The 16,641-nt window shown below is 62.3% G+C and carries 12 protein-coding genes; 8 read left to right on the forward strand and 4 right to left on the reverse strand.

Annotation, left to right across the window (positions count from 1 at the left end):
• Positions 1-50: 50 nt before the first annotated feature.
• Genes CKW24_RS26410 through CKW24_RS26420 form a run of 3 tightly spaced genes read left to right on the forward strand, consistent with a single transcriptional unit; the run spans position 51 to position 2,418 of the window.
• Positions 51-803: a 5-oxoprolinase subunit PxpA gene (locus CKW24_RS26410; protein ID WP_095171676.1), complete on the forward strand. Its 753-nt coding sequence runs from the start codon at positions 51-53 to the stop codon at positions 801-803.
• Positions 800-1,504, forward strand: coding sequence for a 5-oxoprolinase subunit PxpB (gene pxpB / locus CKW24_RS26415; protein ID WP_095171677.1), 705 nt, complete (start codon positions 800-802; stop codon positions 1,502-1,504). The genes CKW24_RS26410 and pxpB overlap by 4 nt, the downstream gene beginning before the upstream one ends.
• Positions 1,501-2,418, forward strand: coding sequence for a biotin-dependent carboxyltransferase family protein (locus tag CKW24_RS26420; RefSeq protein ID WP_095171679.1), 918 nt, complete (start codon positions 1,501-1,503; stop codon positions 2,416-2,418). The genes pxpB and CKW24_RS26420 overlap by 4 nt, the downstream gene beginning before the upstream one ends.
• Before the next feature lie 142 nt (positions 2,419-2,560).
• On the opposite strand, the gene CKW24_RS26425 is transcribed toward CKW24_RS26420, so the two are convergent.
• The 3 genes from CKW24_RS26425 to CKW24_RS26435 form a co-directional block, all read right to left on the reverse strand.
• Positions 2,561-3,739 (reverse strand): VWA domain-containing protein, encoded by a 1,179-nt coding sequence (locus tag CKW24_RS26425; RefSeq protein ID WP_095171681.1) that lies wholly within the window; start codon positions 3,737-3,739, stop codon positions 2,561-2,563.
• A 12-nt stretch (positions 3,740-3,751) separates the two neighbouring features.
• The gene (locus CKW24_RS26430) at positions 3,752-4,597 is read right to left on the reverse strand and encodes a MoxR family ATPase (protein WP_078473226.1); all 846 of its coding nucleotides are present in this window, start codon (positions 4,595-4,597) and stop codon (positions 3,752-3,754) included.
• 142 nt (positions 4,598-4,739) lie between these two features.
• A complete protein-coding gene (locus CKW24_RS26435; RefSeq protein WP_095171682.1) occupies positions 4,740-5,813 on the reverse strand; it encodes a DUF748 domain-containing protein in 1,074 nt (357 codons plus the stop codon).
• 126 nt (positions 5,814-5,939) lie between these two features.
• Here CKW24_RS26435 and cysK point away from each other — a divergent pair, with 126 nt between their 5' ends.
• From cysK to CKW24_RS26450, 3 genes are all read left to right on the forward strand, one after another.
• The gene (gene cysK, locus CKW24_RS26440) at positions 5,940-6,914 is read left to right on the forward strand and encodes a cysteine synthase A (protein WP_095171684.1); all 975 of its coding nucleotides are present in this window, start codon (positions 5,940-5,942) and stop codon (positions 6,912-6,914) included.
• A 268-nt stretch (positions 6,915-7,182) separates the two neighbouring features.
• On the forward strand, positions 7,183-8,121 hold the full coding sequence (locus tag CKW24_RS26445) for an aspartyl/asparaginyl beta-hydroxylase domain-containing protein (RefSeq protein WP_095171686.1): 939 nt from the start codon (positions 7,183-7,185) through the stop codon (positions 8,119-8,121).
• A gap of 394 nt (positions 8,122-8,515) precedes the next feature.
• Positions 8,516-9,379, forward strand: a complete 864-nt coding sequence (locus CKW24_RS26450; RefSeq protein ID WP_095171688.1) for a DMT family transporter — start codon at positions 8,516-8,518, stop codon at positions 9,377-9,379.
• 31 nt (positions 9,380-9,410) lie between these two features.
• On the opposite strand, the gene CKW24_RS26455 is transcribed toward CKW24_RS26450, so the two are convergent.
• A complete protein-coding gene (locus tag CKW24_RS26455) occupies positions 9,411-10,307 on the reverse strand; it encodes a DMT family transporter (RefSeq protein WP_095171690.1) in 897 nt (298 codons plus the stop codon).
• A gap of 130 nt (positions 10,308-10,437) precedes the next feature.
• Here CKW24_RS26455 and aceK point away from each other — a divergent pair, with 130 nt between their 5' ends.
• Together aceK and hrpA are read left to right on the forward strand one after the other, a co-directional pair.
• Positions 10,438-12,159, forward strand: a complete 1,722-nt coding sequence (gene aceK, locus CKW24_RS26460) for a bifunctional isocitrate dehydrogenase kinase/phosphatase (RefSeq protein ID WP_095171691.1) — start codon at positions 10,438-10,440, stop codon at positions 12,157-12,159.
• Between the two features lie 192 nt (positions 12,160-12,351).
• Positions 12,352-16,263: an ATP-dependent RNA helicase HrpA gene (gene hrpA, locus CKW24_RS26465; protein ID WP_095171693.1), complete on the forward strand. Its 3,912-nt coding sequence runs from the start codon at positions 12,352-12,354 to the stop codon at positions 16,261-16,263.
• Positions 16,264-16,641 lie beyond the last annotated feature (378 nt).

Raw genomic sequence — 16,641 nt, forward strand, 5'->3', positions numbered from 1 at the left:
TGCTCGAAGCCCCGTGGTCAAAACGATAAAAATTCACAGGAGCACTCACCGTGAGCCGCCTGTTACTGAACTGCGATATCGGCGAAAGCTTTGGCAACTGGACCATGGGTCTGGATGCCGAGGTGATGCCGTTCATTGATTGCGCCAACATCGCCTGCGGTTTCCATGCCGGTGATCCCAGCATCATGCGCAAGACCGTCAGCCTGGCCCTGAGCCATGGCGTGCGGATCGGCGCCCATCCGGCCTATCAGGACCTGCAAGGGTTTGGCCGCCGGTCCATGGCCTACAGCGCCCAGGAAATCCAGGACCTGCTGCATTATCAGGTCGGCGCGCTGGACGGCATCTGCCGCGCCCAGGGTGCACGCGTGAGCTACGTCAAACCCCACGGCGCGATGTACAACGACATGATGGCCAACCCGGCGCAGTTGCGCGCCGTGATCCAGGCCGTCGCGGCCTACGACCGGCAACTGCCGCTGATGCTGATGGCTACCCGTGACAACCGCGCGGCCCAGGCGTTGGGCGATGAGTACGGTGTGACGCTGTGGTTCGAAGCCTTCGCCGATCGTGCCTACGACAGCGCCGGGCACCTGGTGTCGCGGCAGTTGCCGGGTGCGGTGCATCACGCTGCCGAGAAAATCATCGAGCAGGCGCTGGTCATTGCCCGTGGCGGTGAGTTGCTCGCCAGCGACGGCAGCCCTTTGTTGCTGCAGGCCAACACCCTGTGTGTGCACGGTGACAACGCCAGTTCGGTGGCGGCCGTGCAGCGTATCCGCGAGGCCTTGAATCAGCAGAGCCCATCATGAAGCCACGGGTTGAAGTGGTAGCGATCGATTGCCTGATGGTCCGTCTGTTCGATGAGATCGCCGAAAGCAACGTGCCGTGGATGCTCGCCGCCTGCGTGCGGCTGCGGGAAAATTTCGCCGGGCACCTGATCGACCTGGTGCCGTCCTACACCACCTTGATGGTGCATTACGACCTGCTCGCCCTGAGCCCGGCCCAGGCTCGGGAGCTGATTGCCCAGGCCCTGAACGGTCTGACGCCGGATGCCCAGGCCAGTGGTCAATGTCATGTGCTGCCGGTCTGGTACCACCCAAGTGTCGGCCCGGAGCTGAGCCTGCTGGCGCAGCGCAGTGGCTTGGCAGTGGATGAGGTGATCCGCCGGCACAGTGAGCGCGAGTACCAGGTGTTCGCCCTCGGGTTTGCCCCGGGTTTTGCCTTCATGGGCCTGGTGGAAGAAGTGCTGGCCGCGCCGCGCCTCAATACCCCGCGCAAGCGGGTGGCGGCCGGCAGCGTCGGGATTGCCGAGCGCCAGACGGCGGCCTATCCGGTGGTGTCGCCGGGTGGCTGGAACCTGATTGGCCGCACCCCGGCCAGATTGTTTGACCGTGGTCGGGATGGCTACAGCCTGATGCAGCCGGGTGATACCGTGCGTTTCGCCGCGGTCAGCCACGCCGAGTTCGTCAACCTGGGTGGCGATGACACCCCGCTGGAGGTATCGGCATGAGCCGCTTGAGCATTGAGGCCAGCACGCCGCTGTGCCTGTTGCAGGATGCCGGACGCTTCGGTGTGCGCCACCTGGGCGTGACCCAGGGCGGGGCGGCGGACTGGTTGTCGATGTCCTGGGCCAACAGCCTGCTGGGCAACTCGCTGGAGGCAGCGGTGATCGAGGTGACGCTCGGCGGCTTGACCCTGCAGGCGCAGGACGATTGTTGTCTGGCGCTGGCGGGGGCCGACCTCGGCGTGTTGCTGGATGGCCAGCCCCTGGCACCCTGGCGCAGTTTTATCCTGCGCCAGGGCCAGCGCTTGCAGTTCACCCAACCGCGGCTGGGCGCGCGGGCTTACCTGGCGGCGCCCGGCGGCTTCGTTGCGCCGCAGGTGTTGGGCAGTTGCGCCACTGTAGTGCGGGAGGAGCTGGGCGGGCTGGACGGCTTCGGTCGCCCGCTGGCCAAGGGCGCGGAACTGAGTTACGCCGGGCCTGCAGCGACAGTGCGCGAAGTGCCGGTCGAGCAGCGCCCGGACTTCGGCCGTGCGCCGGTGCTGGATCTGGTGCTGGGTGCGCAACATGGTGAGTTCAGTGGGCAAAGCCTGTTCGATGCCTTCAACAGCGCCTGGACCCTGGACACCCGCGCCGACCGCATGGGCATGCGCTTGCTGGGCCCGGCCTTGCAGTATCAAGGCCGGCCGATGATCTCCGAAGGCATTCCGCTGGGCGCGGTGCAGGTGCCGCCAGACGGGCAGCCGATCGTGTTGCTCAACGACCGGCAGACCATTGGCGGTTATCCACGGTTGGGGGCGCTGACGCCACTGGCCCTGGCCCGTCTGGCGCAGTGCCTGCCGGGTCAGCAGGTACGGCTGGCCCCGGTGATGCAGGAGACCGCGCATCGTCAGCACCGGGAATTGCTGCAGCGGTTCAGGTGATCGCAGGCTTAGCTAGGGACATTGTAGGAGCGAGCTTGCTCGCGAAGAGGCCTGCACAGCCCCTTTGCCATCGCGAGCAGGTTTTGCATACACCCACAACCTTTGTGGGAGCGGGCCTTGGGTGTGCCCGACCCTCAACCGGTCATTTGGAGAGAAACCGCATCCCTTCTTCCAGCCCACGCAAGGTCAGGGGATACATCTGGTCCTCGATCAAATCGCGCACGATCTTGGTCGAAGAGGTGTAGCCCCACGTATCTTTCGGATAGGGGTTGATCCAGATGAGCTTCTTGTACTTCTCCATGAAGCGCTGCATCCACACGTAACCCGGTTCTTCGTTCCAGTGTTCGACACTGCCGCCAGCCTGGGTGATTTCATAGGGGGCCATTGCGGCGTCACCGATGAAGATCACTTTGTAGTCAGCGCCGTACTTGTGCAGCAGGTCCTGGGTCGAGGTGCGTTCGGAGGTGCGGCGCATGTTGTTCTTCCACACCGACTCATACACGAAGTTGTGGAAGTAGTAGTACTCCAGGTGCTTGAACTCGGTCTTGCAGGCTGAGAACAGTTCCTCGCAAGTCTTCACGTGGGCGTCCATCGAGCCGCCGATGTCGAACAGCAGCAACAGCTTGACCGTGTTGCGTCGCTCTGGCCGCATCTGGATATTCAGCAGCCCGGCATCGCGCGCGGTGTGGTCGATGGTGCCATCGATGTCCAGCTCTTCCGCCGCACCCTGGCGCGCAAACTTGCGCAACCGGCGCAAGGCCACCTTGATGTTGCGTGTGCCCAGTTCCACCGAGTCGTCGAGGTTCTTGTACTCGCGCTGATCCCAGACTTTGACTGCCTTGCCCTGGCGCTTGCCGGCATCGCCGACCCGGATCCCTTCCGGGTTGAAGCCGCCGGAGCCGAAAGGGCTGGTGCCGCCGGTGCCGATCCACTTATTGCCGCCGGCGTGGCGTTCCTTCTGTTCTTCGAGGCGCTTCTTGAACTCCTCAATCAGCTTGTCCAGGCCACCCAGGGACTGGATCTGCGCGCGCTCCTCATCGCTGAGCGAGCGCTCGAACTCCTTGCGCAACCAGTCTTCGGGAATCAGCGCCTGAAGGTGGTCGTCGAGTTTTTCCAGGCCATTGAAGTAGGCACCGAACGCCCGGTCGAACTTGTCGAAATGCCGTTCGTCCTTGACCAGGATCGCCCGCGCCAGGTAGTAGAACTCGTCCATGTCGGCGAAGGTCACGCGCTGTTTCAGCGCGTTGATCAGGTCCAGCAGTTCGCGCACCGAGACCGGAACCTTGGCCGCGCGCATTTCATTGAACAGGTTGAGCAGCATGGCAGCAGCCTCTTAGCGGGTGCCGCGACGGCTCATGAACGCCAGGCGCTCGAGCAACTGCACGTCCTGCTCATTCTTCACCAGGGCCCCGGCCAGCGGCGGAATGGCCTTGGTCGGATCGCGTTCGCGCAGCACCGCTTCGCCGATGTTGTCGGCCATCAGCAGCTTGAGCCAGTCCACCAGTTCCGAGGTCGATGGCTTTTTCTTCAGGCCCGGCACCTTGCGCACGTCGAAGAACACGTCCAGCGCTTCGCTGACCAGGTCTTTCTTGATGTCCGGGTAGTGCACGTCGACGATCTTTTGCAGGGTGGTGCGGTCGGGGAAGGCGATGTAGTGGAAGAAGCAGCGGCGCAGGAAAGCGTCCGGCAGCTCTTTCTCGTTGTTGGAGGTAATGATGATGATCGGACGTTGCTTGGCCTTGATGGTCTCGTCGATTTCGTAGACGTAGAATTCCATCTTGTCGAGTTCTTGCAGCAGGTCGTTGGGGAACTCGATGTCGGCCTTGTCGATTTCGTCGATCAGCAGGATCACCCGCTCCTCCGACTCGAAGGCTTCCCACAGCTTGCCCTTCTTCAGGTAGTTGCGGATGTCATGGACCTTGTCCACGCCCAGTTGCGAATCGCGCAGGCGGCTGACCGCGTCGTACTCGTACAGTCCCTGGTGAGCCTTGGTGGTGGACTTGATGTGCCAGGTGATCAGGCGCGCACCGAAGGACTCGGCCAGTTGCTCGGCAAGCATGGTCTTGCCGGTGCCCGGCTCACCCTTGACCAGCAGTGGCCGCTCCAGGGTAATGGCGGCGTTGACCGCCAGCTTCAGGTCATCGGTGGCGACGTATGCGCGGGTGCCTTCGAACTTCATCGGTAATTCCTCGAACAGTAGCGCCGACCTGCGCCGGGCAGGGCGGGGGAAAGAGATCACATGCCCGACTATAACGCGGCGCCCGGTCGACTGTGAACGCAGACGGCTTATTCAGTCTCTGAATGGGGCGTCACATGGTGACTCAGTCAGCTGACGGCTTTGGCTGCTCGTATCGGGCATTAAAAGCCTTGATGAAGCCGTTACGCAGAATCTGCAGGAAGGCCTGGAAGGCGCTGATGTCCTGTTTATGCACGCTGCCACTGAGTTCGACCCGGGTAGCGAACTGGTTTTTCGGTTGATTCTTGAGGACGGTTTCGGTGGTGCCCACCAATGCCTCCCAGACCGAACGGAAGATGCCTTTCTTTTCGTTGGCTACATCCTGCTGCCAGTTGAACACATCGACATCACGCAGCAGGGGCTTGATGTAGCCCTTGAGCTGGCCCTTGTTGGCCTGGGCTTCGATGACCACGTCGCCGTGGCCGGCATTGAAGTCGAACTTGCCGTAGGCCGCGGCGAAGTCGTTCATGCGCTTGAGTTCGATGTCCTTGACCCGCAGGCGGAACTCGAACTCCTCGAAATTGCTCAGGGGGTCGAAGGTGGCGGTGGTTTCCAGCGGGGCGTGCCCCAGCAGCAGGGCCTTGCCCTCGAAACGTGCGTCGCGTCGGCCCTTGACGTCCACCACGTTGGTTAGGTTGAACACGCTGGCATCGACCTGAGTGGCCTGCATGTCGACCGGCGGCTTGGAAGTGAAGTTGTGAAAGGTAATCCGCCCGTTATCGATGCGTACTTCGTCCAGGGTGATGGGCAGCAGTTTGCCCAGTTGTGCCCGCCAGTCGGTGCCACGACCGGTCTGGGAGGCTTGCTTGTTGCCGCCGTCGACGAAATTCAGTTCGGGTTTGACGAACAGCACCTTGGCCACCACGGCGTGGTCGTACCACAGGGAATGCCAACTGACGGACAGGTCGATCAGCGGTGCCTTGACGAACGGTACCGGAACCTTGCCCTGGACCTTGACGATCTGCAGCCCGTTGATCCGGTAGGCGCCGCGCCACAAGGCCAGGTCGACATCGCTGATCTGTCCGCGGTAGTCGCCCATCTCGGCCAGCTTGTCGTTCAGGTAGTCGCGCACCAGGTAGGGCAGGGCGACGTGCAGGGCCACCAGCAGCAACGTTATGCCGGCCAGCGACCAGAGGGGCCAACGGTATCGACGTTTCATGGCGTCTCGCTCAGGTTGTATAAAACGATGGACTGCGCGGGCGCGCAGACGTTCGTCTCGACTGGACGCCCAAGGGTGCGAGGCATACCCTTGAAGGCTTCTTCAATGCTGTACAAGGACCCAGCCATGAGCCGCATTTTTGCTGACAACGCCCATTCCATCGGCAATACGCCGCTGGTGCAGATCAACCGTATCGCGCCGCGTGGTGTCACCATCCTGGCCAAGATCGAAGGGCGAAACCCGGGTTATTCGGTCAAGTGCCGGATCGGCGCGAACATGATCTGGGACGCTGAAAGCACCGGCAAACTCAAGCCGGGCATGACCATCGTCGAGCCGACCTCGGGCAATACCGGCATCGGCCTGGCGTTCGTCGCGGCCGCGCGTGGCTACAAGCTGATGCTGACCATGCCGGCCTCGATGAGCATCGAGCGACGCAAGGTGCTCAAGGCCCTGGGCGCCGAACTGGTCCTGACCGAGCCGGCCAAGGGCATGAAGGGCGCGATTGAAAAAGCCGCAGAAATCCTCGCCAGCGATCCGACCCAATACTTCATGCCGCAGCAGTTCGATAACCCGGCCAACCCGGCGATCCACGAAAAGACCACCGGTCCGGAAATCTGGAACGACACTGATGGCGCAGTGGATGTGCTGGTCGCCGGCGTTGGCACCGGTGGCACCATTACTGGCATCTCGCGTTACATCAAGCACACCCAGGGCAAGCCGATTCTTTCGGTGGCGGTGGAACCTGTGGTCTCGCCAGTGATCACTCAATTGATGGCCGGTGAAGAAATCAAGCCGAGCCCGCACAAGATCCAGGGGATCGGGGCTGGTTTTGTGCCGAAGAATCTTGATCTGTCGATCGTCGATCGGGTCGAGTTGGTCAGTGACGAGGAGTCCAAGGCCATGGCCCTGCGCTTGATGCAGGAGGAGGGGATCCTGTGCGGTATTTCCTGTGGCGCGGCGATGGCAGTGGCCGTGCGCCTGGCCGAGACCCCGGAAATGCAGGGCAAGACGATTGTGGTGATCCTGCCTGACTCCGGTGAGCGTTACCTGTCGAGCATGCTGTTCAGTGATCTGTTCACCGAGCAGGAGAATCAGCAGTAAGGCATACGGGTAGGGGCGAGTGCCGCAAGCGGGCGCCGCAAGCAGGCACCCGCTCCCACAGTCGAGGAGTGATGGGTGCAGGTGATCGGGTTTGATCCCGGTCAGTCAGGGTTCAGCAAGCTTGTGTTACTTAGGTTTGTTGCGCAAACCTCAATACTGAATGTTAGGAAGTGCGGTTTTTTGCAAGGTCGGCAATGAGTATCATGGCCGCCTGCCACGTCGGGTAAATGGCGCTGCGCAGTGACGTTACTTTTCAAGGAGTTGTTGCATGAGTTTTTCTTTCGCCGCCAAGGCTTCGCTGTTGTTGCTGTTTATCGGCAGCACCCTCTATGTGCACTTGCGCGGCAAGGCGCGATTGCCGGTTTTGCGGCAGTTCGTCAACCATTCGGCCTTGTTCGCCCCCTACAACGCCTTGATGTACCTGTTTTCCGCGGTGCCTTCCAAGCCGTACCTGGACCGCAGCAAGTTTGCCGAACTGGATGTGCTCAGGGACAACTGGCAAGTGATTCGCGACGAGGCCATGCATCTGTTCGACGAGGGCTACATCCGCGCCGCCGAGCACAATAACGATGCCGGGTTCGGTTCGTTCTTCAAGAAAGGCTGGAAGCGTTTTTACCTCAAGTGGTACGACAAGGCGCTGCCTTCGGCCGAGGCCCTGTGCCCCAGGACCGTCGCGCTGGTCAATAGCATTCCCAACGTCAAGGGCGCGATGTTCGCCTTGTTGCCCGGTGGCAGTCACCTCAACCCCCATCGCGATCCGTTTGCCGGCTCCCTGCGATATCACCTGGGCCTGTCCACGCCGAACTCCGATGACTGCCGGATTTTTGTCGATGGCCAGCCCTACGCCTGGCGCGATGGCGAAGACGTGATGTTCGATGAAACCTACGTGCACTGGGTCAAGAACGAAACCGAGCAGACCCGGGTCATTCTGTTCTGTGACATTGAGCGGCCGTTGAGCAACCGCTTGATGACCCGCCTCAACCGCTGGGTCAGTGGCCTGCTCGGCCGCGCCACCGCACCGCAGAACCTGGATGACGAGCGGGTAGGTGGGATCAACCTGGTGTATGCCTGGAGCAAGAACTCCAGCGACCGGTTCAGTGCAGTGTTCAAGCAATGGAAACGTCGCAACCCCAAGCTGTACCGCATCCTGCGCCCGGTGTTGGCGGTGCTGGTGTTGACGCTGCTCGGTTACTGGCTGTTCGGTTGATCAGCAACCTGCAACACCGATATCCGGTCCACCTGCAGCAGGTTGTTGCAATCCATGTCGAGCGCTGGTTATAGTCAGCGCTCGCCGGGTTTGAAGCCCGGCGCTTTCCTCTCCTGAAAAAAGATCCGCCCATGCCTGCATCCCACATCAACGCGGTAGTCGATTCAGCAGTCAACGCTGACGTCGTGCCGTGCGGGAATCTGCAGCCTGCGCAGATCAGTCACTACCCCCCTCCTGTCTGTCGCACGCCAGTGTGCGCGGTGGTCTCGCCGCCAGGTGTCGGTTGCTCGGGCTGATCAGCATTCGCTGCTGCGCCCTGCGTCGTACCTGAACACAAAAAACTGAATTTCAGCCTTGGCTGAATTGGCTTATTGCCTGATGACAGGTGGTCCAGATGTTGCTCATTTCAAAAAATACCGCGCTCGCGGCGGCTTCCACGAGCCTGTTCGTCCTGCTTTGGAGTAGCGGGGCGATTTTCTCCAAGTGGGGGCTGGCCCATGCCTCGCCCTTTGCCTTTCTCCTGATCCGCTTTGCCATTGCCTTGTGCGGGCTGGTGCTGTTGGTGCCGCTGCTCAAGCTCAAGTTGCCCCGGCGGGGCAAAGCCACCTGGTATGCCGCGGCCACTGGGCTGGTGCTGTTGGGGGCCTATCAGATCTTTTATCTGCTGGCCCTGGACTTGAAGGTCACCCCGGGGGTGATGGCGACAATCATGGGAGTGCAGCCGATCCTTACCGTGGTCCTGATGGAGCGCCAGCGTAGTGGGCGCCGGATGTTTGGGCTGGCGCTGGGCCTGGCGGGGCTGATCATGGTGGTGTACCAGGGGATTGGCCTGGCCGGGATGTCACTGGCCGGGATGTTTTTTGGCCTGCTGGCGCTGGTGAGCATGACGCTCGGCTCCATCATGCAAAAGCACATCACCCAGGACCCGCTCGGCACGCTGCCGGTGCAATACCTGGCGGGGCTGTTGTTGTGCGCGGTGTTTGTGCCGTTCCAGCCGTTCCACTTCGAACACAGCAGCGGGTTCATCGTGCCGGTGCTGTGGATGGGGCTGGTGGTGTCGCTGCTGGCGACTCTGTTGCTGTACCGCCTGATTGCCCGGGGCAACCTGGTCAACGTCACCAGCCTGTTTTACCTGGTGCCGGCGGTGACGGCGGTGATGGATTACCTGATTTTTGGTAATCGACTGGCGATGCTCAGCCTGCTGGGCATGGCGTTGATCATCGTGGGCCTGGTGTTTGTGTTCCGCCAGTCGAGGTGATGCTTCAGTAGTCAGTGGCTGGAGTGGCGATTCAAGGACGGATCGCCCGCCTGGCCGGGCGCAGCACCATCCACAACGCCGCCGTGATCAGCAGGCCGCCATACACGTGCGCCATCGACAGCGGCTCGTCGAGAAACAGCGCGCCCCAGAGCACGCCGAACGGCGGGATCATGAAGGTCACGGTCATCGACTTGACCGGGCCGATGGACGTCAGCAGGCGGAAGTACAGGATGTAGGCGAAGGCGGTGCAACCCAGGCCCAGGCCCAGCAACGACAACCACACGCTCCAGCCACCCCAGCTCTCGGGCGGCTGGCTGATCACGCTGTAGCCGAACAACGGCAGCAGGAACAGGCTGGCCCCGAGCATGCTGCCCAGGGCCGAGAGGCGGCTGTCGAGGCCGCCTTGCTGGTCGAGCCAGCGCCGTGCGAGAAAACCGGCAAAGCCATAGCAGGTGGTCGCCACCAGGCAGGCGAGCGCGCCCATCAGCAGTTCCAGGTCAAAGGCCACGGGGCCGGCGCGAGTCAGGATGGCCACGCCAAACAAGCCCAGGGCCACCCCGGCCATTTTCGACAGGCTCAGGCGTTCGCTGAAAAACAGGCCGCCGATCAGCACCCCCATCAACGGCGTGGTGGCGTTGAAAATCGCCGAGTAGCCGGCGGGCAGCACTTGCGCGGCCACCGAATACATGGTCGCCGGGATGCCCGAGTTGATCACCCCCAACAGTAATACGGTCTTGAACTTACCGCGAAAATCCCAGTGAGTGCGCATCAGCGCCAGGATCAGCAACAATCCGGTGGCGGCAATCGACACCCGGAAAAAGGCCGTGGGGACAGTGCCGATCACCGGGGCGATGATGCGCATGAACAGAAAGCTCGCACCCCAAATGGCAGCCAGGGCCAACAAACGCAGAATATCGACGGGGTTCACAGCGCGTTCCTTGATTAATCAGCGCGCCAGTGTCGCTGCCTGCCGGGGGCAAGGCAATGGTTGCGTTGCCTGACAATTGGCCTCTAAGCTCAGGCTCCAACGATAAGCACCATCTCGCAGAGGTCTTCACATGCCGCAGCCATGGCCCGCCGCCGATATTGCCCAGATGATCCTCGACGGCTTTGACGATTACCGCGAGCATTTTCGCCAGATCACCGATGGCGCCCGTACACGTTTCGAGCAGGCGGCATGGCAGGAGGCGCAGGTCGCCTCGGCGGCGCGGATCAACCTCTACGAAGAAAAGGTCAACGAAGTGGTGGGGCGCCTGCACGCAGCCTTTGCCGCCGAGACCTTGCTGGAGGTCAGTTGCTGGCCACTGGTCAAGAGTGCCTACATCAGCCTGATCGATCTGCGGTTCGACGATGAACTGTCGGAGACCTGGTACAACTCGACCTTCTGCGGGCTGTTCAGCCACGACCTGATCAGCGACGGCAGCATGTTTATCCACACCACCCGCCCGAGCCTGCGCCGCGCCCGGGCGGCGCAAACCCGCACCTACAAGCCCCATGGGCAATTGTCGGGCATGCTGGCGAGCATCTTCAGCGACTACCGCTTCAGCGAAGACTACGCCGACCTCGCCGGTGACCTGCGCCGGCTCGAAGCACAACTGCGCGATAACCTGCCCGACTGGGTGTGCAAGGACCCCAACCTTGCGGTCGAGCTGTTTTCCTCGGTGCTGTACCGCAACAAGGGTGCCTACCTGGTGGGGCGCATCTACACCGCCGATGAGCAATGGCCGCTGGTGATCCCGTTGCTGCACCGCGAGGGCCGGGGGATCCAGATCGATGCCTTGATCACCGACGAAGCCGACGTGTCGATCATCTTCTCCTTCACCCGCTCCTACTTCATGGTCGACGTGCCGGTGCCGGCGGAGTTCATCGGCTTTCTCAAGCGCATCCTGCCGGGCAAGCACATCGCCGAGCTGTACACCTCGATCGGCTTCTACAAACACGGCAAGTCGGAGTTCTACCGGGCGCTGATCAACCACCTGGCCAACACCGATGACCAGTTCATCATGGCGCCAGGGGTGCGCGGGATGGTGATGAGCGTGTTCACCCTGCCGGGCTTCAACACGGTGTTCAAGATCATCAAGGACCGTTTTTCTCCGTCGAAAAACGTCGACCGGGCCACGGTGATCGAGAAATACCGGCTGGTGAAAAGTGTCGACCGGGTCGGGCGCATGGCCGATACCCAGGAGTTCGCCGACTTCCGTTTTCCGTTGAGCAAGTTTGATCCGGCGTGCCTGGAAGAGTTGCTCGAGGTCGCGGCCTCGACAGTGGCCGTGGAAGGCGACACGGTGCTGATCCGCCACTGCTGGACCGAGCGGCGCATGACGCCACTGAACCTGTACCTGGAAAACGCCAATCCCGCCCAGGTGCGCGAAGCGCTGGAAGACTACGGGCTGGCGATCAAGCAACTGGCGGCTGCGAATATCTTCCCCGGGGACATGCTGCTGAAGAACTTCGGCGTCACCCGCCACGGCCGTGTGGTGTTCTATGACTACGACGAAATCTGCTACCTGACCGAAGCCAACTTCCGCCATATCCCGCAACCGCGTACCCCGGAAGACGAAATGGCCTCCGAGCCCTGGTACTCCATCGGCCCGCTGGACGTGTTCCCCGAAGAGTTCCCGCCGTTCCTGTTCGCCGATGGGGGGCAGCGCAAGCTGTTCGACCAATTGCACGGCGAACTGTACAACGCCGACTATTGGAAAAGCCTGCAAGAGGCGATTCGCGCGGGCAAGGTGATCGACGTATTCCCGTATCGGCGCAAGGGCCTGGATAACGAGTAGCGCCTATTTACGCCTTCGCGGGCAAGCGGAGCGCCGCCCGACCCGCTTCCACTGGTTTTACGCGATCCCTGTGGGAGCGGGCTTGCCCGCGAAAAGGCCACACACGGTGGGGTCATGCACCGCACCATTATTTATCCCGCCAAATCTGCGACAATCGCCCCCCTGCGCCACTAGACGACCTTTGCGTACCTGATGACTGACGAATCGCCTTCCATCGACAAACTGCTGAACAACCTCGACCACGCCATGCTCGCCGACCGCCACCGGCTGCGGCGCCAGTTGCTCGAGCTGCGCAAGAAGCCCGACGAGGCCAAGCTGGCCCAGTGGGTGACGCGTTTGCAAGCGTCCTGCGACCAGGTGCTAGCGCGGCGTGCCAGCCTGCCGGTGATTCGTTACGACGACAGTTTGCCGATTGCCGCCAAGCGCGACGAAATCAAGGCCGCCCTGCAAAAGCACCAGGTGCTGATCATTGCCGGGGAAACCGGTTCGGGTAAAACCACCCAGTTGCCGAAGATCTGCCTGGAAATCGGCCGCGGCCAGCATGGCCTGATCGGGCACACCCAGCCACGGCGGATTGCCGCGCGCAGTGTCGCCAGCCGGGTCGCCGAGGAGCTGGCCACGCCGCTGGGTGCACTGGTCGGCTATCAGGTGCGGTTCGAGGATCAGAGCGATTCCAACACCCTGATCAAGCTGATGACCGATGGCATCCTGCTAGCGGAAACCCAGAACGACCGCTACCTCGAGCGCTACGACACGATCATCGTCGACGAAGCCCACGAACGCAGCCTGAACATCGACTTCCTGCTCGGTTACCTGAAAACCCTGCTGCCGCGCCGTCCCGACCTGAAAGTCATCATCACTTCGGCGACCATCGACCTGGAGCGCTTCTCCAAGCACTTCGACGACGCGCCGATCGTCGAAGTCTCGGGGCGCACCTTCCCGGTGGACACCTGGTACCGGCCGCTGACGCTTGAGCAGGACGAGGAGGGCAACCGGGTCGAAGACGACCTGACGGTGGACCAGGCGATCCTCGCCACCCTCGATGAAATCGCCGCCCATGAACGCAGCGAGCGCCGCAGTCCGGGTGACGTGTTGGTGTTCCTGCCGGGCGAGCGGGAAATTCGCGACGCCGCCGACATGCTGCGCAAGGCCCAGCTCAAACACACCGAAATCCTGCCGCTGTATGCCCGTCTGTCACCGGCCGAGCAGCAGCGGATCTTCCAGTCGCACCCGGGGCGGCGTGTGGTCCTGGCAACCAACGTCGCGGAAACCTCGCTGACGGTGCCGGGCATTCGCTATGTGATCGACAGCGGCACCGCGCGCATCAGCCGCTACAGCTATCGAGCCAAGGTCCAGCGCCTGCCGATCGAGGCCATTTCCCAGGCCAGCGCCAACCAGCGTAAAGGGCGCTGCGGGCGGGTCGAGCCGGGCATCTGTATTCGCCTGTACAGTGAAGAAGACTTTATCGGTCGGCCGGAATTTACCGACCCGGAAATCCTGCGTACCAACCTGGCGGCGGTGATCCTGCAGATGCTCCATCTGCGCCTGGGTGAGATCACCGATTTCCCGTTCATCGAACCGCCCGATGGCAAGGCCATCAGCGACGGCTTCAACCTGCTGCAGGAACTCTCGGCGGTGGACCGCAACAGTCAGCTGACGCCTCTGGGCCGGCAACTGGCGCGCCTGCCGGTCGACCCGCGCATGGGGCGCATGCTGCTGGAAGCGGCGAGGTTGGGCAGCCTCCAGGAAGTGTTGATCGTCGCCAGTGCCATGTCGATCCAGGACCCGCGCGAGCGGCCGCCGGAGCGTCAGCAAGCCGCCGACCAGGCCCACGCGCAATGGAAAGACGTCGACTCGGACTTCGCCGGGCTGGTCAATCTGTGGCGCGGCTTTGAAGAGCAGCGCCAGGCGCTGACCGCTAGCCCGTTGCGCAACTGGTGCCGCAAGAATTTCCTCAACTACCTGCGTCTGCGCGAGTGGCGTGACTCGCATCGCCAGTTGAGCCTGATCTGCCGCGACATGCAGTTGTCGCTGAACAAGGAACCGGCGGATTACCCCAAGCTGCACAAGGCGGTGCTGTCCGGCTTGCTCAGCCAGATTGGCCAGAAAACCGAGGAGGGCGACTACCTCGGTGCCCGTCAGCGGCGGTTCTGGATTCACCCCTCATCGGGCCTGGGCAAGAAGCGCCCGCAATGGCTGATGGCCGCCGAACTGGTGGAGACCACCAAGCTCTACGCGCGCATGGTGGCCAAGATCGATGCCGACTGGATCGAACCGCTGGCCGGGCACCTGATCAAGAAAAACCACTTCGAACCCCATTGGGAGAAGAAGCGTGGGCAGGTGGTGGCATACGAGCAGATCACCTTGTTCGGGCTGATTATCGTCGGTCGCCGTCCGGTGCATTACGGGCCGATCGATCCGCTGGTGTCGCGTGAGCTATTCATCCGCGAAGCCCTGGTGCGTGGCGAGATCCAGTCCAAGGCCAAGTGCCTGACGGCTAACGCGCAGTTGCTCGAACAGCTCGATGAACTGGAAGCCAAGGCGCGCCGGCGCGACATCCTGGCGGACGAAGAAACCTTATTCGCGTTCTATGACGCGCGCTTGCCGGCAGAGATTCACCAGACCGCGACCTTCGACAGTTGGTACAAGGTCAACAGCCAGAAAGACCCGCAGTTGCTGATCATGCGCGAGGAAGACGTGCTGGCGCGCGAGGCCAACGAAATCACTGCAGCGCATTACCCGGACACCCTGCGTGTGGGCGACCTGACCCTGCCGTTGAGTTATCACTTCGAACCCAACCATCCGCGTGATGGCGTGACCCTGCGCGTACCGGCCCCGCTGTTGCCGATGCTGCCACCGGAGCGCCTGGAGTGGCTGGTGCCGGGGGTGATCGAGGCCAAGTGCATCGCCCTGGTGCGCAACTTGCCGAAAGCCTTGCGCAAGAACTTCGTGCCGGTGCCGGATTTCGTCAAGGCGGCCCTGCAACGGATCACCTTCGGCGACGGCTCGCTGCCCCTGGCCTTGGGTCGGGAGTTGTTGCGCATGACCGGCGCGCGGGTCAGCGACGAGGCCTGGGCCGAAGCCGCGCAGCAGGTGGAAAGCCACTTGCGGATGAACCTGGAGATTGTCGACGGCCAAGGCAAGTTCCTCGGCGAAGGCCGTGACCTGGCCGAGCTGACGGCGCGGTTTGCCGAAGCCAGCCAGGCAGCATTGGCGGTGCCACAGACTGCGAAAAGCCAGCAGCCGGTGGAGGCCAAGGTTTTCGCCGCCGTGGCGCAGCAAACCCAACAGAAGATCGCCGGGCTGTCGATGACGGTCTATCCGGCGTTGGTGGAAGAGGCGGGCACGGTCAAGGAGGGGCGTTTCTCGACCCCGGCCGAGGCCGAGTTCCAGCACCGCCGCGCCTTGCAGCGCCTGCTGATGCAGCAACTGGCGGAGCCGGCGAAGTTCCTGCGGGGCAAATTGCCGGGGCTCACCGAACTGGGCTTGATGTATCGCGAGTTGGGGCGGATCGACGCGCTGGTGGAAGACATCCTGCTGGCGAGCCTGGACAGCTGCATTCTCGACGGTGAGCCGAACCTGCCCCGCGATGGCGCCGGGCTGGCAGCGCTGGCCGAACGCAAGCGCGGCGGCTGGACCGAGCATGCCGAGCGCCTGGCGAAGCTGACGCTGGAGATTCTCAAGCTCTGGCACGGCCTGCAAAAACGCTTCAAGGGCAAGATCGACCTGGCGCAAGCGGTGGCCTTGAATGACATCAAGCAACAGTTGAGTCACCTGGTGTACCCAGGGTTTGTCCGCGAAACCCCGATGGTGTGGCTCAAGGAGCTGCCGCGCTACCTCAAGGCCGTCGAACAACGCTTCGAGAAACTCGGCGCCCAGGTGCAGAAGGATCGGGTCTGGAGCGGCGAATTGTCGGCGCTCTGGGCGCAATACCAGGCCCGCGCCAACAAACATGCCCAGGAAGGCAAGCGCGATCCGCAGTTGGAGTTGTATCGCTGGTGGCTGGAAGAATACCGGGTGTCGTTGTTTGCCCAGCAACTGGGGACCAAGGTACCGATTTCCGACAAGCGCCTGAACAAACAGTGGACCCAGGTCGAAGCCTGAGATATCCCTGTGGGAGCGGGCCGGGCGGCATTTGACATGGTTGTTGAAGGTGTTGGCCTCATCGCGGCATAGGTATCTACACAACTTTGTAGCGGCCTGTGGCGAGGGAGCTTGCTCGTGTGGCGGCCTCTGGGCCTCTGGGGTGTTGGATTAGGCGGAGTACATATCCATTCTTGCGGTAACGGCCTCCTATGGTTCCGCCTGACGGCGGCTCACTTTTGAACAGCGCAAAAGTAAGCAAAACGCTTTTGCCCCACCACTCGGTGCCTCGCTTAGGCTCGGCATGCCCGTACTCCGACATTGATTTGGGGGGCCGCCGCAATGGGCCATCCCTGGCCCAGTGCGGCTAAACCGGCGTCCTGCCGGTTTACCCCCCAA

The sequence above is a fragment of the Pseudomonas sp. Irchel 3H3 genome (assembly GCF_900187635.1).
In the GTDB taxonomy this organism is placed as follows: domain Bacteria; phylum Pseudomonadota; class Gammaproteobacteria; order Pseudomonadales; family Pseudomonadaceae; genus Aquipseudomonas.